Raw genomic sequence first — 23,467 nt, 5'->3', positions numbered from 1 at the left:
CCACTGCCAGAATCTAGGTCATGTTAGCAAATGGCGAAACCACAGACGGATCGGCGTGAGGTCGCTAAAACCCAGATAACTCACCACCGCTATGTCGTAGCGGGTTGCGACACATCGGGCATTCTTGAGTTTGTTGAAACAGCGTTCGACCAGATTTCGCAAGCGATAGAGTGAACGATCTACGGTTTCAGAGGTGTAGACGCCCCCGTTGGCCTCGATGTGCCATTGTGGATTTGCAAACAACCTGATTGGAGGCGTCTATGGAAAAGATTGGCCTGGATTTGGCGAAGAACATTTTCCAGGTGCACGGAGCAGATCACACGGGTCACGCAATTTTGCGGAAGCGATTTCGCAGAGGTCAGGTCCTTGAGTACTTTGCCAAGCTGCCGAAATGCGTGGTGGCGATGGAAGCCTGTGCCAGTGCACATTATTGGGGCCGGGAGATTGGCTGGTGTTGTCACGTTAACCCCCAGTCCACAAACAAGTGCTGATGTTCAGATTTCAAGCTGCTTAGGTGGCGACATTCTAGGTGTCAAAGGCCTCGAGACAGTGATGCCGAATTGTTAAGGCGGAGCGGGGGCGCTGAAGCAATTACGGATGGCTGAGTGGGTCGCCACGAACCTTTGCAATCCTCCTGAAGAGCGATAGCCTTGCATCGTCCTTTCCCGCTTTCGGAATGGAAGATGACTATTTTCAGCTCGATTGTTCAAGCCCTTGTGCGACCAATGATCCAACCTCGGCGCGACCTCTTGCTTGGCGGCACCATATGAACGTAGTTTGTCCGTGATGATCCGCTTTAGAATGAAACCAAAGCGCTCTATCAGGCGGTGCAACAGCTGTTTTGCCGCCCGTTTGTCCCGTTTCGATTGGAGGATTTCGTCCAGCACGACGCCATGCTGATCGACCGCGCGCCAGAGCCAATACTTGCGACCTGAGATTCTCACGGCAACTTCATCCAGGTGCCAGACATCACCTGGACGTTTCTGTCTCTGCCGCAGGTTTCGAGCTACCGCCAGCCCGAATTTGATGACCCAACGCCGGACAGTTTCGTAAGACGCATCGATCCCACGCTGCAGAAGCATCTCTTCAACTTCACACAGACTCAGATTGAAGCGAAACGTAAAGCCACACCGCGTGGGCGATTATCTGAGGCGGAAAGCGGTGGCGCTTGAAGCTGATTGACGATGACTTCATCGATGTCTGCTACGTCCAATTTCGGGCATGAGCAACCGAACAACGGCTAACGTGACAACACCCTCTGAATCGCTCATTTCAGCGCAAGAATTTCGCACGACGCTCCGTGCATTTGTCGACAAATACGGCGCCACAAATGTTCTGTATTCTCTAGCCGACAAACCCGATGACGCGGTAGTCCAAGACACATTGTCGCGCGCACCGCCCTTCGTTCGTCAACTCAAACTGATTGAGGCCGATGTTGTGACGACCGCACGCGCAGCCAGTGACTATCCGCGCTGCTCGGCGGATCGAACAAAATGGGTTGCCGACGGTCTCATTTTTGAATTGACAACGTCATGTTCATTGAAGAATGGCGCGACGACCAAAAGCTTGTGCCAATTAAATGGCTCCAACCCGCGAAAGCTCTTAGGCGCACAGATGGGAATCATGTGCGAGGCCGAGGCGCAAATCACAGATGCCGAGAAAGATACAGTCTATACGGCTTTGCCAAGTTGTTTGCCAGCGGTTACAGGCGCGATCAGGCGGTTAACTCGAGGGCATAGCCATTCCAAAGATCGTGAGCATCCGATCGGGCGTGGCGGTAGGAAACGGAGGAGAGGCGATAGCGGCGGGGTCGGAATATGGTGTTAATCTGGTCGTGAGCGGCAAGAAACCTTTGCGCCTGCCCTGGAGATTCGAAACGACCCATCAGCTTTTCACGCTTTCGAGTGGGTCTGTGTGATCCTTCGATCCTGTTATTCAACCCTTTGTGTGCTCGGTGATCCGCACCCGGCGCAAGATCGCGGATGGGCTTGAAATAGCTTCGCAACTTATCCGTGATCACGACACGGGGTTCGCCGAATTGCGAAATCAACCGCTTCAGAAAGCGTCAGGCTGCCTTAGCACTCCGCCGTGGTTGGACGAGAATATCAAGCGTATCTCCGTTCGCATCCACCGCCCGCCAGAGCCAGCATTTCCGACCGTTGATCGGAATGACCACTTCGTCCAAATGCCATTTGTCGGCTGCGGCCGGCCGGTCTCGCCTGATGCAATTTGCGAAATGGCCGCCAAAGCGGTTGACCCATTGCCGGATCGTTTCCCGACTGACCATCACACCGCGTTCCGCGAGCAGATCTTCAACATCGGCAGCGCTGAGCGCAAACCGGTGGTAGACCCAGACCGCATAGGCGATGATCTCACGCGGAAAACGAAAGCCCTTCAGGCGAGGCATCTTGGACGGCATCTTCATGCGTGAGACCTATTTAGATCACAACGCGCAAACAAGTTGGCAATGCCGGTACACCGGTTCGAAGATGAGTGAAGGCTTCGGTGAAGCTCGTGATCCGGTCAACTTCGAGCAACATGCCAGTGATGCGCACATCAGGAAGGCGGCGGTAGAGATCGAAGACGAGCTGATCCGCCTCAGCAGGAACATCCGCTGTCAGTCGGTCGAGATTGAGAGTTCCGTTTTCGATTGAACCCCCCGGTATGGCACAGTGTCTGGTTGCTTTGACCAGCCTGTTCAGCCCGTCCGTCATCCGCATCTTGCGATCTTCCAGCCATTCCATCGGCTCAAAGGGAACGCTCAGGCGGGGTGTATCTTGCACGGCAACCAGCGGGACCAAGGCCTGTTTGAGATCGCCGTATCGCTGCGATTGAGGCAACCAGATATCACCTGATCGAAAGGCATCACGCATGTGAGAAAGGACGGCTACTTCCCACAATTTGCGATCCCCGGCATCCTGAACCTGAAGGTGGCGAAGCCATTTTGAATTGCGCCGCAAGAATGTCGTTGGGAGATTTGGAAGGCTCTTGCCATCCCCAATAAGCTGAGCAGCTTCAATCAACGGGCCACGTATGTGTACCCTGGGTCAACGAACGTAGGTGCCGAATATCGGTCGCGCTCCGTGGAAGTGTTTTTCATGCGGTGCATGTTGGAATGATATAGGCGCTGATGTCAGACAGAAAATAAATGGCAGGGCAGGGAAATGGGCCAGTAGGCGCAGATAACGCGCCCCCCCAGCTTGGACTGTAATACCCAATTTGATGCTCTTTTGTGGGTTGTCATGCCAAACGGCTATCGCAGCAATCGCGCGAAGGAATTTGATTAGAACGCTTCTATCGGTGAATTTGTGGGTAACCCACAAAGGAGGAAACCATGAAAGCGTTCCAAAAGATTGCTGTAACCCTACGAAATTCCGCACTAATTTTCGGCGTTGTGACTGGTATGGCTGTCGCAGACACATACCCGTCAAAGCCCGTTGAAATGATAATCGGCTTCAAACCGGGCGGATTCTCCGATGCAATGGCCCGCAAATTGTCAGAGCCGTTGACCGAAATCTTGGGCCAACCAATAGTTCATACCTATAAAGGAGGCGCTGGCGGCAGCATCGCGGCGACCGCAGTCAAAGACACTCCCGCTGATGGGTATTCCGTCGTGGTTGCCACTAGCCTCACTTTTGGTTTCAACCCGCTCCAGGGCAAAGTGACGTATACCAAAGATGACTTTGAATATCTGTTGACGATGGCTCGGTTTGACACGGCATTCGTGTCGATGGCAGACAAGCCATGGACCGATTTTAATTCGATGATCGAACATGCAAAATCGACTGGTATGCCTTTGCGTTTCGGCTCACTCGGGCCTGCAGATCGCCTTCAGATTGAAGCGGTTCAAAAGGCCACTGGCATTGTGATCATCCCACTGCCAGTCAAGGGTGGTGCAAACATGATGCAACAAATCCTAGGTGGTCATGTCGATTTCGGCCTAAGCGGCGGCCCGCATATTCAATATGTCAAATCCGGAGAAATGATTGCCCTGGCCGCGTCTGGATCAGAGCCTCTGAACGCATCACCAGAAGCACCGACAATGTCGAGTCTCGGGTACCCTGCCGTGAGCTACAATTCGGTCATCGCAGCACCGAAAGGTCTGCCTGAGGATGTGAAGGCTAAACTGGAAAGTGCCTTGCTGGAAGCGGCAAATTCTGAAGGTTTCCAAGAGTTGGTAACCGGTCGTTTCGTTGGCATACCGCCCATGAACGGCGCACAGACTGCGCAATCCATTGAAGAGATCACCGAGGCGATGCAGGCCGTGATCTCTGCTTCGGGGAGCTGACCAAAACCCGATAAACCGCCGCACGGGCCAGTTCAAACGGATAACACCATGCAGAACCGACGTATAATGTCCCTGTTCCTGATTGCCTCGAGCCTCTTTGGGCTCTGGGTGACAAAATCAGAGCTTCGCAGCGATGGACAAACCCTTGCGACCAGTCAAGCGATGTTACCAGAACTGGCCTTGTGTCTCATTCTAGGCCTGTCTCTTCTAAACTTTGTTCGGGGTCTCCTGGAGGACAGGACACCCACCAAAGTTGGAACGATCGGTGCCGAAACGGACGTGGTCATCGCAGCTCCCCAAATTGTTGCAATTCTGTTCGTTTGCGGTCTGATGATTGCCTTTAGCCTTGTGTTTCCGGTGATCGGATACATTCCCGCATCCGTTTTGCTACTTGTGACGCTGATGGTGTCCGCTGGCGGGCGCAACAAAATGGCCATCGCGCTGGTTTCGGTGCTTGTGGCTGTCGTGCTCTTTCTTGGGCTGCGCTATGGCCTTGGTATTCACAGCAACGCATTCCCCGAATTTTTGGCACTGAAGGGCTGAACCCATGGATGCACTACTTGCAGGTATTCTGAGTGCGTTTTCGGTGGGTCCGATTATTGCGATCCTGATCGGGGTTTCAATTGGGATTTTCATGGGGGCCATTCCCGGGCTGACAGCGGCGATGGCCATTGCACTGTTGTCGCCGATCACTTTCGGGATGGATCCTCTCACGGCCATTGCCTTTCTCATTGGCATCTACAAAGGCGGTACTTTTGGCGGATCGATCTCGGCAATCCTGCTAAATATCCCCGGATCACCCGAGGCCACCGCGACGGCGTTTGATGGATATCCACTGGCAAAAAAAGGTCAGGTCAAACGGGCGTTGCAAATGGCGCTGTTTGCCTCGGTCGGCGGGGCGATCCTTGCGGATTTCCTGTTGTATGTCGTTGCGGCGCCATTTTCGCGGATTGCGCTTAATTTTGGCCCGGCAGAGCTGACATTTGTCGTGCTCTTTGCGTTCACATTTGTTGCCGGCCTGACCGGACGTTCGATGACCCGCGGCCTGATCGCCTGTGCGATTGGAATTCTGTGCGCAATGGTCGGGCTGGACCCAATGACCGCCAGCCCGCGTTTGAATTTCGGCTTCATCGAGTTGCAAGATGGCCTGCCACTTTTGCCGATTGCGATTGGGATGTTGGGCGTGGCCGAGGTCATCATTGCGATCGAACGCAGCCTTGAGCGCCGTCGTGTCAATCGCAACGCGACTGCAGAAGTAGTGAGTCAATCCAGTGGGCCGAATTTGGGCCTCAAGGAGTTCTTTCGCTACTGGAAAACAATTGTACGCTCTAGTTTGATTGGGACCGGCGTGGGCGCGCTGCCCGGCATCGGCGGATCCATGGCCGCGTTTGTCGGCTACGGCACCGCCAAGAAATTTTCAAAAACTCCCGAGGAATTCGGCACTGGATCCATTGACGGGATCGCAGGGCCTGAAGCGGCGAATAGTGCGGTGGTCGGTGGCAGTTTTGTACCGCTCTTGACCCTTGGCATTCCCGGCAATGTCACAACCGCCTTGTTGATCGGCACGTTTCTTGTGCACGGGATCGAGCCGGGCCCGCATGTCTTTAAGACCCAACCGGTGCTGATCTATGGCATCTTCACGATCCTATTTGTGGCCAACTTCTTTAACCTGATTGTTGGTCTGCTGGGCAGTGGTCTATATAGTCACATCGTCAAAGCGCCCGAATACATTAGCTATTCTGTGATCGCTTTGACTTGCCTAACCGGGGTCTATGCGTCAGGGACCAGCGTGTTTAACCTTTATGTGATGATCATTTTTGCTGTGGTCGGCTACTTCATGAAGAAGTTCGATTATTCCTTCGTGGCCTTCCTGATCGGATTTGTTCTGGCGCCAGAATTTGAACTGTCTTTCCGCTCCTTTATTCTGGTGGCTCAAGGCAACCCGCTTGGTCTGCTGTTGCAGCGCCCCATTGCGTTGTTGTTCTGTGTGATGACGATTGGCGCTGTTGTACGCATCGGTTGGGCCAAACATAAAAATGCCCAACGTGCGAAACGCGCGGCTTAAACTTCCCATCGCTTGATAAGAGGCCCCTGGTGTTCCAACCAGGGGGCCTTTTGCGTTCACTGATAGGGTTTCGGGTTTCTTCGCATTCAAAGTTGCGGATCAATTCTGAAACACCTTAGTCAGATTTGCGCGAACGTACCAGATAACGCCACAAGAGCGGCGCGATCAACGACACCTCTAGGATGCGCACCAAGTGAAACAACATGACAAAGGGCACGTCAACATCCTGATCCGTTGCAACAAGGCTCATCTCCATAAGTCCGGCAGGTGCAAATGCCAGAACGATGTCCAGAAATTCAACGGGAACATATGGGTTTAAAGCATAAGCAGTCGCAAAGGTCATCGAAATGACCAATACAGATGAGATAGCCGCCAGCACCAGTAGCCGCCCAGCACTGAACCAGGTTGAACCGACAAAGCCACAGCCGATTGTGATTCCGAAAACAATCTGGCTAAGCTGGAGCCACAGTTTTGATGGCTCGAAGGAGCCAAGCACGCCAGTCTGACCAACAAGCACAGTCAGAATGAAAGGGCCAAGAAATACCTTAGCCGGTAGGCGCAAGACGCGCCCCAAACCCCATCCCAAGGTTGCCAAGAATGCCATTTCCGGCACGCCTATCACGTGGATTTCTGACAGGCTTATTTGCTGTCGGGCGTAGTTGTCCCCTCCAGTCAGCCAAATCGAAGCAAAGGGAATTGCCAAGACAACAAGGAAAATCCTGGCAGATTGCATGAATGCCACGATTTGCGGGCTGCCGCCAGCCTGATCGGCAATCAATGCGAATTCGGTCACGCCGCCAGGTGCTCCACCAAAAAACGCGGTGACGCGGTCAAGCCCGCCAAGTTTGTTCAGCACCAAGAAACTCACGGCGCACAAGGCGACGTTAAACACCAGCTGTGCTGATAGGCCAACAATCCAGCCGGACTCGGGTGTGAGCATTTCCAATGTGACCTCGGCGCCAAGATAAACTCCGACAATCGCCCCCACGACTTTTAGGGCGTTGCGGGGAAACCAAAGAGGGCTGCCGCTGAGGGCTGCAAATCCCGTGAAAGACATGGCCCCAAGCATCAAGGCCAGCGGCAAAGCAAACAGGTTGAACACGTAAGCACCGCCCATGCCAATTAGGCAAGCCAGCACAAACCCAAGCAACTGCTGCTTTCTACTCGTCAGAAACTCCATCCTTTAGAACACTTAATGTGCACAGCAGGCCGATTAGCACCATTTTTGGAACCCGCAGAAGTTATGCTGGAGAGGACGTCATTCAGAAAAGAGTGCGCCAGGATTCAATATGTTTTTGGGATCAATCGCGGTTTTAATTTGGTGCAGCAAGGCCAGTTTTGTCGGATCACCATAGCGATGCAGATCCGCTATCCGAGACCGCCCAATACCATGCTCGGCACTGATCGCCCCACCGCAAGCATGAGTGACATCATTAATCAACCGGCGTACTGCCTGAATGGCAGCGTCGTTTTCAGCGCGGAATGTTTCCCGGCTAATGCCTTCGGGTGGAAAAACATTCACATGGATGTTGCCGTCGCCAATATGACCATAGCAGTTAACCCGCAGGCCATCATTCAACTTTGCGATACCTGCACAGCATCCGTCGACAAACGCAGGGATTTTGCTTAAAGGCACCGAAGTATCGGAGCTGACAATCGCGCCTTCCATCTTATTGTATTCAAAGGCCAGTTCACGCAACTCCCATAGTGCATCGGCCTGCGCCTGGGATTCTGCAAGAATGGCGTCCGCTAACCCCCCATCTTCAAAGACTTCACCCAACACCTCTTCAAGTGCGGTGCGGGTCCCTATGGGACCCTCAACCTGAACCAGAGCATACCATTCATGGGCCTCTGAAAAAGGCGCACGAGATTGAGGGAAATGTTTCAATGCCAAAGAGAGGCCAAGGTGTGACATCAGTTCCAGCCCGGTCACTACCTCACCCAAGGCGTCGCGGATCTGATGAAGCATCGTCAACGCGGTCTCGGGGGACGCCACGGCACCCAATACCGTGACACTTTCGGCGGGCTTGGGTGATAGTTTCAGACAGGCTGCGGTAATAATGCCCAGCGTGCCTTCTGATCCGACCAAAAGTTGGCGCAGATCATAGCCCGTGTTGTTTTTGCGCAAAGGGTGCAGCACGTTCAGAATTGCGCCATCCGGCATGACCGCTTCGATGCCCAGGCACATATCACGGGCATTGCCATATCGCAGCACCTGGATGCCACCTGCGTTGCTGGCAAGATTGCCTCCGATGGTGCAGCTGCCTTCCGAAGCGAGTGACAGTCCAAACCGTCGCCCGACATTGTCTGCCGCCGCCTGAACATCTGCCAGGACGACCCCCGCTTCGGCGACGATGGCGTCATCTGCCGGATCGACGCTGCGGATATTATTCATGCGCTCCAGTGACAAGACAACCACTGGGCGATCCGAGGTGTTGATGTGGCCCGCTGATCCGCCAGTGCCGCCGCCAAAGGGCACCACACCAATTGCTTCGGCATTACAGACCTGCAAAATTTCCGACACTTCCTGCGTTGAATCGGGACGCAATATCAGCTCGGCGCGTCCATGATAGACACCGCGTGGATCATCGAAATACCGATCCGCATCTTGTGCGGCCATCCAACCTTTGGGGCCGACAATGTTGCACAGTTTCTCCAGAGACTGGTTCAGATTGGTCATTCGGTCATCCTATTGGTTGGAGCGCTGATCCGCCATGAAGTCATTTTCTAACCCCGGAAAGGGTCGAATTTGAACCAGACAGGAATGGGCCGATGGGCCTTGACCAAGGGCCGAAGTTCCAACATCGGGGGTCAGTACATTTGGATTCCCGCCGCGGCAACGGCCGTTCTCGTCTGGGTCAAACCAAGCCCCTGTATTGATGCGCAATACGCCATGGCGCATATCAGGATTGACGACCACACTGGCCAACAACGCGCCACGGGCGTTACACAGTTCGACTTGCATCCCGTCGATCAATCCAAGCCGTGTCGCATCCACAGGTGCGATGTGCACTGGTTCCAGCCCGTTGGCCTTGTCCTGTTGAGAGTGTTTTCCTTGGTCCAGCTGAGAATGGAGTTTGTTCTGAGGTTGCACGCAAACCAAATGCAGCCAGCTGTCATCACGCCGATTGCCCAGCCATTCCTCTGGGGCTTGCCAGCAGGCAAAACCCGGACAATCTGCTTCTCCAAACCCGGCGACGACTTTTGAAAACAATTCGATCCTTCCGGAAGGTGTCGCAAGCGGATGCGCCTCAGGATCGGCGACAAAATCCTCAAGCATGATGGTAGGGCGGTCGGGCATCTCCACCTTAACCCAACCTTGCGATTGCAGGGTTTCGAGTCCAGGCAAAGATATCCCGACCTCTGACAAGCGCTGCTGAGAGCTTTGATAAATCCAGCGTTGCCAATCCTCGGCTGTGCGTCCTTCGGTAAAGCTTTGACGAACCCCCATTTGGCCCGCAATGCCCGACAGAATATCATAGTCGTTGCGGGCTTCACCAGCCGGGGGGACCGCTTGCTCCATGGCAACCACATATGGGTCGCGCGGCGAAAGCGCGAGATCGGTGCGTTCCAGATGGTTGGTGCAGGGCAGAACGATGTCAGAATGGGCCGCAGTAGCGGTCCAACACCAGTCATGCGTGATGATCGTATCAGGCATTTGCCAAGCGCGCACCAGCCTGTTCAGATCCTGATGATGGTGGAACGGATTGCCGCCCGCCCAGTACACCAGCTTGGTCTCAGGATAATGTCTTGTTTCCCCGTTGAAGCGGTAGGCTTCATTTGGGTGCAATAGCATATCTGCGACGCGCGCGACCGGAATGAACTCTTTGATCGGGTTTTCACCTTGTGGCAGCGACGCATAGGGCAGGCGCTGATACCGTGCGCCAATCCCGTTGCTGGCGCTATAGCCAAAGGCAAAGCCGGTTCCTGGCTGGCCTATCTGTCCCAACATCGCGGCCACGGTGATTGCGGCCCAATAGGGCTGTTCTCCAAACTTCTGACGAGTCAGTGACCAACTGACGGAAATCATTGTGCGTTTTTGAGCCATTTTTTGAGCCAAGGCACGAATATCGTCGGCAGGAATGCCGCAAATCCCGGCCGCCCAGTCCGGCGTTTTCGCAATCCCATCGCTGTCACCTCGCAAATAGCAAAAGACCTGATCTGCGCCGGTGGTGTATCGGTCCAGGAACCGATGATCGACCGTATCACAACGCAACAGCTCATGTCCGATGGCCAAGAGCAGTGCCGTATCTGTACAGGGGTGGATCGCAAGCCAATGCGGGTTGGCCTCAACCGGAATTGCGCTGCGATCCGGTCCGATATTGACGATCTCGACTCCGGCGCGAGCCGCTTCCAACAGACCGGCCTTCTGGACGTGGCGACCCACACCGCCGTTGTCGATCTGCCCGTTCTTCAGAGGGACGCCGCCAAAGGCAACCAGCAGTTCGGCATGTTCGGCGACGGAGTCCCAGCTGGTGGTCGAGTTGACGAATTTCTTGTAGTCGCCAAGAATATGGGGGACCGCGACCTCGGCGGCGGCAAAACTATACGTGCCTACCGATTTCGTGTACCCCCCAATGCAATTCAGAAACCTGTGTATCTGGCTTTGCGCATGATGGAAGCGGCCCGCCGATGCCCAGCCATAAGACCCTCCGTAGATCGCTTGATTGCCAAAAGTTGTACGGACCCGATCCAGTTCAGCCGCGACCAGTTTTTCAGCCTGCTCCCAGCTCACCCGGACAAAGGGCTCTTTGCCGCGCAAGTCCGGGCGGGTGCCGGGGCCTTCTGTCAGCCAGCTTTCGCGCACCATCGGATGCAAGATGCGTTTATCATCCTGCATCGCCGACACGATACCCTGACCTATTTGCGATGGATCAGGGTCTTTTTCGAATGGCAGCAAGGCTGTGACCTGCCCGTCCTCAACTTGGACCCGATAGGTCCCCCAATGCGTGCTGGTCAGAGGCAAGTGTTGATAGGACATAGCGGACCCCAGATGTGATCACCCGTTAAGGTGGTTCAGTGTTTCCTTCAGGCGGCTTGTTTCGCCGGATGCGACCAGATCAAGCAAACGACCGACATCTTCGCTTCCCAATTGCCGCATCATTTTTGTAGGACCATTGGCAAAGGTAAACGCCTTCTCAGCCCCAGTGTCGATGTCATCAGCCGAGGCGACGCCTTCATTTAGTTCATCAAGCACCGCATAGAAAATCGCGCCGCGTAGCCGGTCAGAGATGGCCGCCGCTTGCGCTGGATCCTGCTCTAATGCTTCGGCGTCGATCTCCCACAGGGCTTTTGTCTCACCCACCCGCACAAACTGTGGCGCGGCAACATAGAAATCACCCAAATGTGCCAGATTTTGTACGGCGGACAGGTTGATGTTGGGTTTCACAATGTTCATCACTGCAAACGGGCCGATCGCCACGCCAAGTACATCTTTCGCCACTGCGTCGATCTGAGCGTGGGTGCCCAAACCAGCCTCGAGACAACGTACCGCTTCGTTGGTGTAGGGGCAGAAGAACCTGTTCAGAGCAAAGCCGCTCTGGTCCATGCACTGAATGGCGATCTTGCGACATTGCGCCAAAAAGGGCAGCACAACATCAATTGCGATATCTGCCGTCTGAGCGCCACGAATGACTTCGACCACAGGATTAATCTCGGCCGGACTAAAGTAGTGCAAGCCACAAAACCGATCCTTGTGGACAAGCGCTTGGGCGATGTCGCTAACCTTGAGCGCACTGGTGTTTGTGGCCAGAATGCAGGTCTGTGACACAATCGCTTCAAGTGCACCAAACACCTCGCGCTTGACAGCCAAATCCTCGAAAACCGCTTCAATCACAAGGTCTGACGCTGCGAGACTCGCCAGATCGCGTGACAGGGTCAGGCGGTTCGTGATGGTGGCCACCTCATCTTCGGCCAGGCGGCCCTTGGCTACTTGACGTGCGACGTATTTGGCCAGATTGGCAGCGGCTCGGGTTAGCGCCTCGTCGGAACTGTCAGACAGAGTTACATCAAAGCCACCCATGGCGGCGGTGATGGCAATGCCCGCCCCCATGGTGCCCGCGCCCAGTACGCCGATTTTTTGTGTATCCATGATCATGCTGCCTCTGGGTTTTCGATAATCACCGCGATGCCCTGACCGCCACCGATGCACATGGTGGCAAGCCCGTACCGCCCGCCAATGCGACGCAATTCATAGATCAGTTTGATCAGGATGACGGCACCGGATGCGCCCACAGGGTGACCCAGCGCGATGGCACCGCCATTGGGGTTGGTGATTTCCGCCGGGAACCCCAGCTCTTGTGCCACGCCACAGGCTTGTGCGGCAAAGGCTTCGTTGCTTTCGATCACCGAAAGATCCGCGATGGTCAGCCCCGCGATTTCCAGCGCTTTGTTGGTGGCTGGGATGGGCCCGAGCCCCATGACTTCGGGGGCGACGCCGCCCACCGAGGCCGCGCGAATGATCGCAAGTGGCGCATTGGGGGCGGCTGCGGCCGCCTCTTGAGATGAAAGGATCAACGCCGCGGCACCATCATTGATGCCCGAGGCGTTGCCGGCTGTCACGCTGCCGTCTTTGCGGAATGCGGGGCGCAATTTTGTCATGTCAGCGGCGGTCACATCGGCGCGCACATGTTCATCGGTGTCAAAGGTGACCACGCCGTTGCGCGATTTCAGTGCAACCGGCAGAATCTGTTCCTTGAAACGCCCGTTGGCAATGGCCAAAGCCGCACGGCGGTGACTTTCAACCGCCAGCGCATCTTGTGTGTTGCGGTCAATATCCATGCGATCTGCGATGTTTTCCGCCGTGACGCCCATGTGCCCGTTGCCAAACGGATCTGTCAGCGCGCCGGTCATCATGTCGATGGCTTTTACGTCACCCATTTTGGCGCCGAACCGGGCGGCATTCAGCGAATGGCCCACACGGCTCATGCTTTCCGCGCCACCTGCCAGGGCCACCTGAGCATTGCCCAGCGTGATCTGTTCAGCGGCCGAGACCACTGCCTGCAGACCGCTGCCGCACAATCGGTTCAGGGTCAGCGCCGGAGAGATGTCCGGCACGCCAGCGCCGATGGCAGCCACGCGGCTGATATACATGTCGCGGGGTTCGGTGTGGATGACGTTTCCAAAGACAGTTTGTTCAACCTGCTCTGGCGCAACCCCTGCACGGGTGATGGCCTCTTGGGCGACCTGAGTTGCAAGATCACAAGGCGGGATGCCCGCAAGCGATCCGCCAAAGCTGCCAATGGCCGTGCGCACACCCGACAGGATGGCGATATTCATGGGAGAGGGTTTTTGCGTCATATTTGTGTCCAAAGGCTGGTCGAAGGGGATATCAGCGCGACAGCCAAGTCGAGTAAGTGTTGGGTCCAAAAATCACCGGCATGTGATAGCTGCCGCGTGCATCGGGCATCTCAAAGCGCAGCACGATCTGGCGGATATGACCAGCGGTCGGTGCGAAGCCGGGCTGTGCCGCCCAATAGGCCGCCGTTTCCATCACAAGTTCGTAGGTGGCGGTGGTGTCGATCTGTTCCGCCGGAATGTCCTGACGCAGACGGCCGCCCACATCAGTCTCTGAGGCAAAGACCAACGCGGGGCCCGCGTCGGTCAGTTTGCTGAGCGTGATCCCGATGCCACCCGCGTGGGTGCCATCGGTGCCGTTAAGCATATGAGAGGACAGAACTGCCATTATTCGATCGACGCCTTATCGCGTTTGTCGGCGGTGGCGGCCACAATCGGGCTGATCACGCCGCGACATTTGACGTTGACGCAGGCGGTCTTGCCGCTGGCAACTGCCCGCTGGATCGCGCCGGACAGTTCTGCGCGTTTGGTGACCAGCTCGCCATGTCCGCCAAGGCCTTCGAACATCGAATGGAACGGGATGTCGCGGAAATCCGTGGCATAATGCTGACCATTGGCGAACAGCTTTTCCTGCTGCTGGCTGATGCAGTCCAGACCGTTGTTGTTGTCGATCACCACAACGATGGGCAGGTTTTCCTGGAAACAGGCCTCGATCGACAGGCCGCCGGACAAGAAGGCACCGTCACCCGATACAACAACCACGGTTTTGTCGGGATGCACATTCTTGGCCGACAGACCAAAGGATACGCCCACACCCAGCAGGCTGTAGTTGCCAGGATGCATGATGCCGCCCAGCTTCAGTCCGCGCTTGGCGGCGATGTTGGTAGCAATTTCGTTCCAGAAGTGGGTGTTGCCGCCATCAAAGACCAGCCAGTCACCGTCTTTCATTTCGGCCTGAACATCTACGCCCAGCTGTAGCGGGTGCATCTTGCGCCCTTCGGCCAGATCGGTGGCGGTTTCGGCCGCGATGTGATCGCTCCATTCGTTCACCCAGTCGATACGGCGCTGTACCTGCTGATCGAACCAGTCATCCCATGTCTTGTCGAGACCGGCCAGCGCATCCAGGAAAGCGCCAGGATCAGACAGCAGCGGCATGTCGGCACCGTGGTTGTAATCCAGTTCTTCGTGGCTGCCGTTCACGCAAATCAGCTTGGTTCCGGGCTGAATGAAGGGCGGATTGCCAAAGTTCATCTGGTTGTCCAGGCGGCAGCCCACCATTACCACAACATCCGCTTCGTGGATTGCAGGCTTTGAAGGGTGATATTGGTGGAAATCCGCAAGGCCCATGTAGCACTCGGAATTTTCGCCTAGGTTCTTGGTGTGATAGGGCACATTGTATACCGGAATGCGCAGTTTGTTTGCCGCCGCTTCCAGTTTGCCTTCGGTCTTGGACCACCACACACCGTGACCACCGATGATCAGCGGGCGTTCGGCGTTTTTAATGGTTTCCAGCACCGACGACAGCGCTGTGGGGTCGGGCCATGCGCGCGGCACAGGTTGTGCGGTGCGGTCAAAGGGACGTTCGTCAAGGCCGGCATCTTCGGGGAAGGATGAGAACATGATGTCGACCGGCAGCGCTAGGTGAACCGGGCCGGGATAGCCGGTGGTAGCGGCCTTCCATGCGCGGTCAACAAATTCGCTGATCCGGTTGCCGTCGACGATCTGTTGTGAATACTTGGTCAGAGGTGCGGCGATGGCCACATCGTCGATCTCCTTGAAACCGCCAGACCCCTGACGTTTGAGTGTCGAGGAACCCGTTACAAAGATCACAGGGCTGCGTTCACCCCATGCTTCAAGCATCGCTGGAACAGCATTGGCAAACCCTTCAGGGCCAACCAGACAAAGGGTTGGTTTTCGGGTGACGCGGGCATGACCATCAGCCAGATGACCGGCTACCTGCTCGTGCGGCGTGTTGATAACTGGCATCTGACATTCCATGAAGCCCTCAAGCGCGGGATTGCAAAAACCACCCGCCAGCGTAAAGGCATGGTCGATCCCTTTTTCTTTGAATGCGCGCGCCAACAGGGCGCCGCCTCGCATCATACGTTTGGATTCCATGTTCATCTGAACCTCCGGCAAAACTTTGAATTCATTGTGGGCCCGCCGTAAGACAACTTGTCCGAACTGACCCGAATTTGAGGAACTTTGCGGAGGAAAAGGCGTTTGCACAAATCCTATTGAGTGATAGTCGTAATAGCGGTTTGTTATGACGGGTAGTGCATGCAAAGTACTTTGTAATTTCACTTTGGTTGGGTGCGCTGCTACTTTCTCGGAACGATACGGAGCTCTCAATGAAACTCATCCAGTTACGATATTTCTGCTCGATCGTTGAAAGCGGGGGATTTATTGCGGCTTCGCGTGAATTGTTTATCGCTCAACCTGCCTTGAGTCGTCAAATTGTTGACCTTGAGGCCGAGGTCGGGGCCGAACTGCTGATTAGAGGGCCAAGAGGGACACAGGTTACAGAAGCTGGCCGGCGGTTTTTTGGTCACGCGAAATCAATACTTGAACACGTGGAGCAGGCCAAGAACGATGCGAACAGCGTTGCTGGTAAATTGTCCGGTGATATCATGATCGCATTGCCCTTGGGGATGGCGGGCATGTTGGCCGCACCGATCATACAAACGGTTGAGCGGCTTTACCCTGACATCAACATCTCGCTCATGGATGGTTTGGGGTTTGAGGCCGGACAGTTACTGGAATCGGGTAAAGCGGATTTCGGTGTGCTACCTAACGTTGGTCGGCTGCAGGATGTCGTCTTTCATCCTATTGTCCGCGAGGAGTTGTTTCTGTTTTCCAAAAGGCAAAACGGAGAGCCAGACAATTCTGATTTGCCTCTGGTCGAACTGGCTGACATTGATCTTGTGATGCCCAACAGACGGGTTCATGTGCGACGCACTCTAGAGGACGCGATGCAGGAAACGGGCAAGCAGCTCAAGGTGCGCTATGAACAACAATCACTGCTCACCATTCGGAGCATGGTTGCAGCAGGCGTTGGTGCGGCCGTCCTGAACTGGCCCTCGATGGCCGACATTCTTGCGATGGGTGAGGTGGATGCCCGACGCATTGTTGAGCCCAGGCTTTCGCGTAACGTGTCGTTGGTGGTGCCCAAGATCAGACCTCTGACGCGGGTGTCGCAGGCGGTTTATGATGTAGTACGTGACGTTTTGATATCTGAAGTGCGCAAAGGGAACTGGAAGGGTGAGGTCATAGCGCCGAAGAGAATGTGACGTGTTCTTCCTGATGTAATAACGAAATCAGATCACCTTGATCGCCACAAAAAATTAGTCCGCCCGTTCGCTTCTACTTAGGGTCCAACCAACTTTTATGACGGCCCTTTGGTCGACCAGCAGATTGGCGGACAGACATGGCGAACCTTCAGGTACCAACATCCGGTTGGATGGATGACGAACTGCAGATGTTGTCTGACGCCTGCGCGCAATTCTATAAACAGGAATGCGAACCCCATTATCAAGAGTGGGAACAGCAAAGCTCGTTCCCACGCTCTCTATGGGAAAAAGCCGGTGAAATGGGACTGTTAGGGGCGGAAGTGCCCGAAGAGTTTGGCGGTCCAGGTGGTAGCTTTGCCCATGACGCGGTGATAGCCTATCAGGGAAATCTGGCCGGAATTGACGGCTGGGGCGGCGGTCTGCACAACTCGATCGTGATCCCTTATATCATCCACTACGGCTCGGACGAGCAAAAGAGATCGATGTTGCCGCGTATGGTGTCCGGCGAATTAATCGGTGCCATTGCAATGACGGAACCGGGCGCTGGGTCGGATTTGCAAAACATCAAAACCGTGGCCCGCAAGGACGGTAATCACTATTCGATATCAGGATCCAAGACCTTTATCACCAACGGGCAACTGGCCAACCTGATTGTCATTGCCGCAAAGACCGACCCAACCGCAGGTGGCCGCGGCATCTCGTTGTTTGCTGTGGAAGCCGATCAGGTTGAGGGTTTTCGTCGGGGTCGCAACCTCGACAAACTGGGGATGAAATCCAACGACACCTCCGAGTTGTTCTTTGATGACATGCGGGTGCCTGCCTCAGCGTTGATCGGTCCTGAAGAGGGCAAAGGTTTTGCCCAGATGATGGAGCAACTGCCGCAGGAGCGGTTGCTGATCGGCGTTTATGCCGTGGCGCGGATGGAACGTGCGCTGCGCCTGACACTGGATTACGTCAACGAACGCAAAGCCTTTGGCAAAAAAATCTCGGATTTTCAGAACACGCAGTTTGTGCTGGCGGAATGCGCGTCCGAGTTCACCATCGCCAAGGTGTTCCTCGATCACTGCATCGCCGAACATCTCGAGCGACGCCTGACCACCGAAAAGGTCTCGATGGCAAAATACTGGCTGACAGAGCTGCAGGCCAAGATCATCGACCAGTGTCTGCAGCTTTTTGGCGGGTACGGGTTGATGGCGGAATATCCGCTAGAGCGCATGTACCGCGACAATCGGATCGAACGGATCTACGCGGGCACCACGGAAATCATGAAACTGGTGGTCGCGCGCGGCCTGTTAAAGGACTGATGAACATGCAGGATACAGATGCAATTTTGCACGTTGTGGTCGCTGGCAACATCGCAACGCTTACGCTAAATCGCCCCGAAGCGCGTAATAGCCTGTCCATAGATATGTTGCAGGCACTTGGGGGCGCGATTGCTGATTGCAGCACCCGGCGCGACGTCAAAGTCATCGTTCTGGCCGCCAATGGCCCGTCATTTTGTGCGGGTCATGACCTGAAAGAGATGGCAGCTGCGCGAAGTGATCCAGATGGCGGCAAGGCGTTCTATCGCAAAACGATGGAGATGTGCTCGGCCACGATGCAGGCCATTGTCAGCTGTCCCAAGCCGGTCATTGCCGCGGTGCATGGCATTGCTACGGCCGCTGGGTGTCAGCTGGTGGCGAGCTGCGATCTGGCCATCGCGGCCGAGGGCACACAGTTTGCTACGCCGGGGGTGAATATCGGTCTTTTCTGTTCAACCCCCATGGTTGCGTTGTCGCGCAATGTCGGGCGCAAGCAGGCAATGAAGATGTTGCTCACGGGGCAGATGACGGATGCGCAGACGGCTCAAAGCTGGGGATTGATCAGCGACATTGTTCCCGCAGATCGAGTGCTGGAAGACGCGCAGGCACTTGCCGTTGTGATCGCGGGCAAATCCGGCCGAACCCTGCGCATCGGCAAAGAGGCGTTCTATGCACAGGCTGAAATGCCACTGGGTGATGCCTATGAGTATGCCACCAATGTCATGGTCGAAAACATGATGATTGAGGATGCCAAAGAGGGGATCCAGGCGTTTATCGAAAAACGCCCCCCCGCGTGGCAACCTCTTTGATCTTTGGGCTGTGAACGCCTGACTTTCCACAATTAACCCAAGAGGATACCCCAATGTCCGAACTTTCGATTGATTTGAACTGGTCCCGCAACACCCCTGATCTTGCTCCTGGCAAGATCGATAATGCCCATGACATCACGTATAACTCGTTTTATACGCTGCCCTGCGATGCGGCCCCGGATTGGGGCGGCGATGCAACGGCCACGAACCCCGAACAGGCGCTGGCCGCATCCCTGTCCAGTTGCCACATGATGACGTTTCTTGCGCTTTCGGCTAAGGCTGGCTGGCCCGTGGCCACATATGCCGACCGCGCCGAGGCGTTTCTGGGCAAGACAGACAAGGGCATGATGGCCGTTACCGAATTGAAACTGTCACCGCGCATTTCGTTTGATACGGGCTTTGCCATCGCGTCGGACAAGATCGAACAAATGCATGAACGTGCGCATCGCTATTGTTTTGTTGCAAATTCGGTTTCGGCAAAAATGACGATCAACCCGGTTGTCTGACCTGTTCAGGTGCGAATTGGGCCGCCAGCAACCGCGGCTAATGCCCAATTTGCAGGTCTGAAAAACCCTCTTCCCCGGCAAAGCCTGATACTTTGCCTACCTGTGCTCCTGTCCGACATCTTTTAGGTCCGACAGGGGCACTTTTTTCCTTGGATATCTGATATGGTACTTAATCTAGGCAGCATGGCGACCCAGCTTGGTGCATCTTTTCGCACAATGGGCCATGGGGTTCTGGTCTCGATTATCGTGGCGGTCGCCGCCCGGTTTTTGGCGGAGCATTATGGGGCGCCTGCGATGCTGATGGCGTTGCTGCTCGGGATTGCCCTTCATTTTCTGGTCGAGGAAACAAACAGCGCCTGCGCAGATGGGGTCGCCTTTGCCAGCCACACGATCCTGCCGTTGGGCGTGGCGCTTTTGGGTGCGCGCATCAGCGTCGAATTGCTGATGGGGTTTCAGGATTTTCCTGATGACACGCCGGATCTGGAGCTTATCAAGGAAAACGGATCAGATGTGCTTGCCAACGGAGGTTAAACCATTGTGGCCCCCGACGGAACATGCATGATCGACCCGGTTCTGAACGAAGAAGTCGTTATCGTTGCGCAAATTGATGCGGCTCATGTGCGGGAAGAAAGACAAAACCTTGATCAGGCAGGCCACTACGCCAGGCCAGATGTCCTGAGCCTTGACGTCGACCGTAAACGACAGGCAAGTGTCACTTTTCATGACTGAATCTTACTCTACTTGTTCAGCTATTTGGGACCGAAGTGCACCTTGGGAGCGATCATGACCTCCAGATCTTCAGAAGTGCGCGGCGTCATCTTGATGGCCATCGCAATGCTCGGTGTCCCCATGGTGGATGGGATCGCGAAATACCTCAGCACCCAATACTCGCCCCTGTTCATCGGGTGGGCGCGATATGCTGTTGCGTGTCTCATCGTCATCCCACTGGCCTACCGGACACACGGGATGCAAATGTTCCCGGACACACAGCGGTCCGCGCATCTTGTCCGCACCGCATTCCTCGTGACTGCCATGACGCTGTACTTTCTTGCCATCGCCCGGATCCCCATATCGCTTGCAGTCAGCGCGTATTTTGTCGGCCCCGTTGTGGCTGTTGCACTGTCGGTTCTGTTCCTGAAAGAGGAAATGAGCTGGCGCAAGAGCCTTAGTCTTGTGCTTGGATTTGTCGGTTCGCTTGTCGTTTTGCAACCTTCTGGGGATGTCGAGATTGGCCTCATCATGGCCTTCGGCGCAGGCCTATTCTTTGCTCTCTATCTGATTGCGACACGGCAGGCGTCTCAAAACAGTGACCCTATAAAAACACTGGCATTTCAGTGTGTCATTGGCACCGTCTTGCTGAGCCCACAGGCAGCTTTCACTTTTGAGATACCGCAACTGGATCTCCTTTGGTTGTTTGCCGGTCTTGGCGTGATCTCTGCTATTGGGCATCTGATGACAATTCTGGCCTTCCGGTTGGCCGACGCTTCCACCTTGTCGCCTCTCGTTTACCTGGAACTGGTCGGGAGCGCGATTATCGGGTTCATGATTTTCTCCGAGATACCAACACTGACAACGATTGCAGGTGCGGCCCTGATCATAATCTCTGGATTGGTTCTTCTTCGACGATCAGCAACTAAAGACACAAAGGGCCACAGGAAATGACCCAAGCACTCGAAATAATAAACTGCGCTGAATTGGATGAGGCCCGGCTTGCAAAGCTGCGCGCCCTTCGTGTGACACAAGAGCAGGTCGAATTTGGTGGAACCTTTCCGGACAGTCTGGAGACCATCCTTTCGAATGCTGATGGAGCAGTGCAGGGGTTCTGCTTTCTGGATAAGGGCGAACCAATGGGCATTGTTGTTCTCAAGCACGCCCCCGCAACAGCAGATTGGGTGCCTGGCGACGCTGTGTCGCTACATGGTTTCAAAATTGACAAAAACTGGCAGGGCAAAGGGTATGGGCGCGCGGCATTCCGTCTTGCGGTTGAGGCTACAGCGCGCAGCTGGCCTGAGGCGACGCAATTGGTTCTGGCCGTCGATGCGGACAACGTTGCGGCTCTCGCTATCTATCGGGGGTATGGTATGACTGACAGCGGACCGATGTATTCAGGACGCATTGGGAAAGAGCATCGTCTGTCGAAAGCACTTCGCTGACTGTGCATAGAGGTCTACCAAGTCGAGACATAGCCAATCGAAATCATTCCTAGCAAATGAGGCGCACTGAAATGGCATTTTCATTCTCAGATGATTTCAATCCACAACCTTTGCTGAGCGAAGGTGGTCTGACCTTGGAACCTCTCATTGAAGGGGATCGACAAGAGCTGACGCAAGCGGCCAGTGACCCCTTGATCTGGCAAGGGCATCCTGTACGCGATAGGCATGAAGAGCGGGTGTTTACGCCCTACTTTGATATGTTGCTCAACACCAACGCAGCACTCACTATTCGCGATAGAGAGAGACGCATTATTGGCTGCACGGTCTACTACACAGACACCAATGCGCCTTGGCGCTGTGTTCACGCATGAGGCAGATATTGATCTCGCAGGGGCTTCGGCCCGGTGGCGATGCTATTGCCTTACGCAAGAAAGCTGGAACACCAACGATGCGACATACACCAAAACATAGCATGCTGGCCCCGGCGCTGGAGAATGCTTGTGTTGGCTTTTTGGGAAACACTGAGTGTTGCAGTGACCGCTTTGTAGGAGCCGGGACCCATTCGCTAGATCGTCCCAGAAGCTGCCAAGAAGTATCTGGAGATAACGTGCCAATCGAGCAATTGATATCGCCATTGCGAACCCTCTGAAATGTTGCAATCGTGAACTTCGTGATGGATGCTGGGGGAAAGCGCTTGGAAATAATGTGTTTAAACGGGTGGGGTGGAAAGCTGCATGAGCAGCTGTTGCCATACATCGAAACAACCGCTCCAGACGTCCTTTGCCTGCAAGAGGTCGTGCACAGCCCTGCATCTGATAAAGACTGGTTAACGTACCGCGATGGCGATCACATTCTGCCCCAGCGGGCCAATTTTTTCCGAGATGTCTCCAGAGCTTTGCCTGACCACACGGCGGTCTTTTGTCCGGCAGCACAGGGCGTCCTTTGGGATGATGATCAATCCATTCCGTCTCAATGGGGCCTTGCTACCTTTATTCATAAATCGGTTCCGATTATTGGTCAGGTTCAGGGCTTTGTTCACAAGTGTTATTCGCCCGTTGGGTACGGCCACCATCCCAGATCACGCAGCGCCCATGGTGTCCGAATTTATGACTACGAGGCTGATCGACCCGTCAGCATAACGCACATGCACGGCCTGCGCGATCTAAACGGAAAAATGGACACGCCAGAGCGTAACGAACAAGCACAACGGCTCCTGAGTATGTCACGGCAGGTTTCCGAACCAGAGGATTTGGTGGTCATTTGCGGTGACTTCAATGTCAAACCGGATAGCGAAACGCTACGGATATTGGGGGATGCAGGATTGAACGAACTCGTAACAGGACGCGGGTTCACCAGCACACGCAATTCGCAGTATAAAAAGCCCGGTCGGTTTGCTGACTACATGCTGGTCAGCGAACCGGAAGCAGTCAAAGGGTTTGATGTGGTCCATGATCCAGAGGTATCTGATCATTGCCCGCTGATACTTAACGTTTAGACAAGCCATTAAGGTATCGTTGGTGAACCTGCCACAGCCCGCCAAGAAAAACGCCTATGAATGGCTGGATTGACGACACGCGCTGCGCCGCAACAAAGAATGTGTCGCGACCGCGAACTAATGCTGCGTCAGCAAAGCGCGAAAATCGAATGTCGGCAGAGTCCGCTCAATGGTTGTCTCTCAAAACGGATGTGTCGCAAACTCTGGGGTCTAGTTGACGAGCATGCATTATCTGAGGTTTTTACTGGTCGAATAATTTTCGAA

At 55.0% G+C, this 23,467-nt stretch carries 20 protein-coding genes and 5 pseudogenes; 14 read left to right on the top strand and 11 right to left on the bottom strand.

Going from position 1 to position 23,467, the window contains the following annotated elements; all coding sequences use genetic code 11:
- Positions 1 to 18 precede the first annotated feature (18 nt).
- Positions 19 to 183 (bottom strand): annotated as a pseudogene (locus AC2FLE_RS20640) (IS5/IS1182 family transposase); the annotation flags it as partial.
- Between the two features lie 77 nt (positions 184 to 260).
- On the opposite strand from AC2FLE_RS20640, the pseudogene AC2FLE_RS20635 reads away from it, so the two are divergent.
- A pseudogene (locus AC2FLE_RS20635) lies at positions 261 to 461 on the top strand (IS110 family transposase); the annotation flags it as partial.
- Between the two features lie 114 nt (positions 462 to 575).
- Here the strand turns inward: AC2FLE_RS20635 and AC2FLE_RS20630 are convergent.
- The 3 pseudogenes from AC2FLE_RS20630 to AC2FLE_RS20620 all read right to left on the bottom strand — a co-directional run.
- Positions 576 to 1,158: pseudogene (locus AC2FLE_RS20630) on the bottom strand (IS6 family transposase); the annotation flags it as partial.
- 556 nt (positions 1,159 to 1,714) lie between these two features.
- Positions 1,715 to 2,425, bottom strand: a pseudogene (locus AC2FLE_RS20625) (IS6 family transposase).
- Positions 2,426 to 2,471: 46 nt separating this feature from the next.
- A pseudogene (locus tag AC2FLE_RS20620) lies at positions 2,472 to 3,026 on the bottom strand (Tn3 family transposase); the annotation flags it as partial.
- 308 nt (positions 3,027 to 3,334) lie between these two features.
- Between AC2FLE_RS20620 and AC2FLE_RS20615 the strand changes: the two are divergent.
- The 3 genes from AC2FLE_RS20615 to AC2FLE_RS20605 are packed head-to-tail and all read left to right on the top strand — an operon-like array spanning position 3,335 to position 6,353.
- Positions 3,335 to 4,288 (top strand): tripartite tricarboxylate transporter substrate binding protein, encoded by a 954-nt coding sequence (locus tag AC2FLE_RS20615; protein ID WP_496699424.1) that lies wholly within the window; start codon positions 3,335 to 3,337, stop codon positions 4,286 to 4,288.
- A gap of 48 nt (positions 4,289 to 4,336) precedes the next feature.
- Positions 4,337 to 4,831 (top strand): tripartite tricarboxylate transporter TctB family protein, encoded by a 495-nt coding sequence (locus AC2FLE_RS20610; protein ID WP_496699422.1) that lies wholly within the window; start codon positions 4,337 to 4,339, stop codon positions 4,829 to 4,831.
- Between the two features lie 4 nt (positions 4,832 to 4,835).
- Positions 4,836 to 6,353, top strand: coding sequence for a tripartite tricarboxylate transporter permease (locus AC2FLE_RS20605; protein WP_496699420.1), 1,518 nt, complete (start codon positions 4,836 to 4,838; stop codon positions 6,351 to 6,353).
- Between the two features lie 115 nt (positions 6,354 to 6,468).
- Here AC2FLE_RS20605 and AC2FLE_RS20600 read toward each other — a convergent pair whose 3' ends face one another.
- From AC2FLE_RS20600 to AC2FLE_RS20570, 7 genes are all read right to left on the bottom strand, one after another.
- Complete coding sequence (locus AC2FLE_RS20600; protein ID WP_496699418.1) at positions 6,469 to 7,533, bottom strand: AbrB family transcriptional regulator; 1,065 nt, start codon at positions 7,531 to 7,533, stop codon at positions 6,469 to 6,471.
- Between the two features lie 78 nt (positions 7,534 to 7,611).
- The gene (locus tag AC2FLE_RS20595; RefSeq protein ID WP_496699416.1) at positions 7,612 to 9,033 is read right to left on the bottom strand and encodes an FAD-binding oxidoreductase; all 1,422 of its coding nucleotides are present in this window, start codon (positions 9,031 to 9,033) and stop codon (positions 7,612 to 7,614) included.
- 9 nt (positions 9,034 to 9,042) lie between these two features.
- Complete coding sequence (locus tag AC2FLE_RS20590; RefSeq protein ID WP_496699414.1) at positions 9,043 to 11,334, bottom strand: molybdopterin-dependent oxidoreductase; 2,292 nt, start codon at positions 11,332 to 11,334, stop codon at positions 9,043 to 9,045.
- 18 nt (positions 11,335 to 11,352) lie between these two features.
- Positions 11,353 to 12,444 (bottom strand): 3-hydroxyacyl-CoA dehydrogenase family protein, encoded by a 1,092-nt coding sequence (locus AC2FLE_RS20585; protein ID WP_496699412.1) that lies wholly within the window; start codon positions 12,442 to 12,444, stop codon positions 11,353 to 11,355.
- Positions 12,445 to 12,446: 2 nt separating this feature from the next.
- A complete protein-coding gene (gene bktB / locus AC2FLE_RS20580) occupies positions 12,447 to 13,652 on the bottom strand; it encodes a beta-ketothiolase BktB (RefSeq protein ID WP_496699410.1) in 1,206 nt (401 codons plus the stop codon).
- A 31-nt stretch (positions 13,653 to 13,683) separates the two neighbouring features.
- Positions 13,684 to 14,037 (bottom strand): hydroxyisourate hydrolase, encoded by a 354-nt coding sequence (locus tag AC2FLE_RS20575; RefSeq protein ID WP_496699408.1) that lies wholly within the window; start codon positions 14,035 to 14,037, stop codon positions 13,684 to 13,686.
- The gene (locus tag AC2FLE_RS20570; protein ID WP_496699407.1) at positions 14,037 to 15,773 is read right to left on the bottom strand and encodes a thiamine pyrophosphate-binding protein; all 1,737 of its coding nucleotides are present in this window, start codon (positions 15,771 to 15,773) and stop codon (positions 14,037 to 14,039) included. Before AC2FLE_RS20570 ends, AC2FLE_RS20575 begins: the two co-directional genes overlap by 1 nt.
- A 227-nt stretch (positions 15,774 to 16,000) precedes the next feature.
- Between AC2FLE_RS20570 and AC2FLE_RS20565 the strand changes: the two genes are divergently transcribed.
- The 10 genes from AC2FLE_RS20565 (at position 16,001) to AC2FLE_RS20520 (ending at position 23,203) form a co-directional block, all read left to right on the top strand.
- On the top strand, positions 16,001 to 16,939 hold the full coding sequence (locus AC2FLE_RS20565) for a LysR substrate-binding domain-containing protein (RefSeq protein ID WP_496699405.1): 939 nt from the start codon (positions 16,001 to 16,003) through the stop codon (positions 16,937 to 16,939).
- A 137-nt stretch (positions 16,940 to 17,076) separates the two neighbouring features.
- Positions 17,077 to 18,243, top strand: coding sequence for an acyl-CoA dehydrogenase family protein (locus AC2FLE_RS20560; protein WP_496699403.1), 1,167 nt, complete (start codon positions 17,077 to 17,079; stop codon positions 18,241 to 18,243).
- A gap of 5 nt (positions 18,244 to 18,248) precedes the next feature.
- On the top strand, positions 18,249 to 19,049 hold the full coding sequence (locus AC2FLE_RS20555) for an enoyl-CoA hydratase (protein ID WP_496699401.1): 801 nt from the start codon (positions 18,249 to 18,251) through the stop codon (positions 19,047 to 19,049).
- A 53-nt stretch (positions 19,050 to 19,102) separates the two neighbouring features.
- On the top strand, positions 19,103 to 19,555 hold the full coding sequence (locus AC2FLE_RS20550) for an OsmC family protein (RefSeq protein ID WP_496699400.1): 453 nt from the start codon (positions 19,103 to 19,105) through the stop codon (positions 19,553 to 19,555).
- Positions 19,556 to 19,717: 162 nt separating this feature from the next.
- Positions 19,718 to 20,086 carry a putative sulfate exporter family transporter gene (locus tag AC2FLE_RS20545; RefSeq protein WP_496699399.1) on the top strand — a complete coding sequence of 123 codons (369 nt, stop codon included), beginning with the start codon at positions 19,718 to 19,720 and terminating at the stop codon, positions 20,084 to 20,086.
- Positions 20,087 to 20,113: 27 nt separating this feature from the next.
- A complete protein-coding gene (locus AC2FLE_RS20540; protein WP_496699397.1) occupies positions 20,114 to 20,284 on the top strand; it encodes a hypothetical protein in 171 nt (56 codons plus the stop codon).
- A 54-nt stretch (positions 20,285 to 20,338) separates the two neighbouring features.
- Positions 20,339 to 21,217: a DMT family transporter gene (locus AC2FLE_RS20535; RefSeq protein ID WP_496699396.1), complete on the top strand. Its 879-nt coding sequence runs from the start codon at positions 20,339 to 20,341 to the stop codon at positions 21,215 to 21,217.
- Positions 21,214 to 21,708 carry a GNAT family N-acetyltransferase gene (locus tag AC2FLE_RS20530; protein WP_496699394.1) on the top strand — a complete coding sequence of 165 codons (495 nt, stop codon included), beginning with the start codon at positions 21,214 to 21,216 and terminating at the stop codon, positions 21,706 to 21,708. Before AC2FLE_RS20535 ends, AC2FLE_RS20530 begins: the two co-directional genes overlap by 4 nt.
- Positions 21,709 to 21,779: 71 nt before the next feature.
- The gene (locus tag AC2FLE_RS20525) at positions 21,780 to 22,079 is read left to right on the top strand and encodes a GNAT family protein (protein ID WP_496699392.1); all 300 of its coding nucleotides are present in this window, start codon (positions 21,780 to 21,782) and stop codon (positions 22,077 to 22,079) included.
- Positions 22,080 to 22,369: 290 nt separating this feature from the next.
- Positions 22,370 to 23,203 carry an endonuclease/exonuclease/phosphatase family protein gene (locus tag AC2FLE_RS20520; RefSeq protein WP_496699390.1) on the top strand — a complete coding sequence of 278 codons (834 nt, stop codon included), beginning with the start codon at positions 22,370 to 22,372 and terminating at the stop codon, positions 23,201 to 23,203.
- Positions 23,204 to 23,467 lie beyond the last annotated feature (264 nt).

This window comes from Ruegeria sp. CDSA077 (genome assembly GCF_059612265.1).
The sequence above is the reverse complement of the archived record's forward strand: the minus strand, read 5'-3'. Positions and strand labels throughout refer to the sequence as shown.

What these genes read in the sequence shown, in the direction of transcription:
- AC2FLE_RS20615 (WP_496699424.1), top strand. Translation starts at nt 3,335, where the DNA reads ATGAAAGCGTTCCAAAAGATTGCTGTAACCCTACGAAATTCCGCACTA.
- AC2FLE_RS20610 (WP_496699422.1), top strand. Translation starts at nt 4,337, where the DNA reads ATGCAGAACCGACGTATAATGTCCCTGTTCCTGATTGCCTCGAGCCTC.
- AC2FLE_RS20605 (WP_496699420.1), top strand. Translation starts at nt 4,836, where the DNA reads ATGGATGCACTACTTGCAGGTATTCTGAGTGCGTTTTCGGTGGGTCCG.
- AC2FLE_RS20600 (WP_496699418.1), bottom strand. Translation starts at nt 7,533, where the DNA reads ATGGAGTTTCTGACGAGTAGAAAGCAGCAGTTGCTTGGGTTTGTGCTG.
- AC2FLE_RS20595 (WP_496699416.1), bottom strand. Translation starts at nt 9,033, where the DNA reads ATGACCAATCTGAACCAGTCTCTGGAGAAACTGTGCAACATTGTCGGC.
- AC2FLE_RS20590 (WP_496699414.1), bottom strand. Translation starts at nt 11,334, where the DNA reads ATGTCCTATCAACACTTGCCTCTGACCAGCACGCATTGGGGGACCTAT.
- AC2FLE_RS20585 (WP_496699412.1), bottom strand. Translation starts at nt 12,444, where the DNA reads ATGGATACACAAAAAATCGGCGTACTGGGCGCGGGCACCATGGGGGCG.
- bktB (WP_496699410.1), bottom strand. Translation starts at nt 13,652, where the DNA reads ATGACGCAAAAACCCTCTCCCATGAATATCGCCATCCTGTCGGGTGTG.
- AC2FLE_RS20575 (WP_496699408.1), bottom strand. Translation starts at nt 14,037, where the DNA reads ATGGCAGTTCTGTCCTCTCATATGCTTAACGGCACCGATGGCACCCAC.
- AC2FLE_RS20570 (WP_496699407.1), bottom strand. Translation starts at nt 15,773, where the DNA reads ATGAACATGGAATCCAAACGTATGATGCGAGGCGGCGCCCTGTTGGCG.
- AC2FLE_RS20565 (WP_496699405.1), top strand. Translation starts at nt 16,001, where the DNA reads ATGAAACTCATCCAGTTACGATATTTCTGCTCGATCGTTGAAAGCGGG.
- AC2FLE_RS20560 (WP_496699403.1), top strand. Translation starts at nt 17,077, where the DNA reads ATGGCGAACCTTCAGGTACCAACATCCGGTTGGATGGATGACGAACTG.
- AC2FLE_RS20555 (WP_496699401.1), top strand. Translation starts at nt 18,249, where the DNA reads ATGCAGGATACAGATGCAATTTTGCACGTTGTGGTCGCTGGCAACATC.
- AC2FLE_RS20550 (WP_496699400.1), top strand. Translation starts at nt 19,103, where the DNA reads ATGTCCGAACTTTCGATTGATTTGAACTGGTCCCGCAACACCCCTGAT.
- AC2FLE_RS20545 (WP_496699399.1), top strand. Translation starts at nt 19,718, where the DNA reads ATGGTACTTAATCTAGGCAGCATGGCGACCCAGCTTGGTGCATCTTTT.
- AC2FLE_RS20540 (WP_496699397.1), top strand. Translation starts at nt 20,114, where the DNA reads ATGATCGACCCGGTTCTGAACGAAGAAGTCGTTATCGTTGCGCAAATT.
- AC2FLE_RS20535 (WP_496699396.1), top strand. Translation starts at nt 20,339, where the DNA reads ATGACCTCCAGATCTTCAGAAGTGCGCGGCGTCATCTTGATGGCCATC.
- AC2FLE_RS20530 (WP_496699394.1), top strand. Translation starts at nt 21,214, where the DNA reads ATGACCCAAGCACTCGAAATAATAAACTGCGCTGAATTGGATGAGGCC.
- AC2FLE_RS20525 (WP_496699392.1), top strand. Translation starts at nt 21,780, where the DNA reads ATGGCATTTTCATTCTCAGATGATTTCAATCCACAACCTTTGCTGAGC.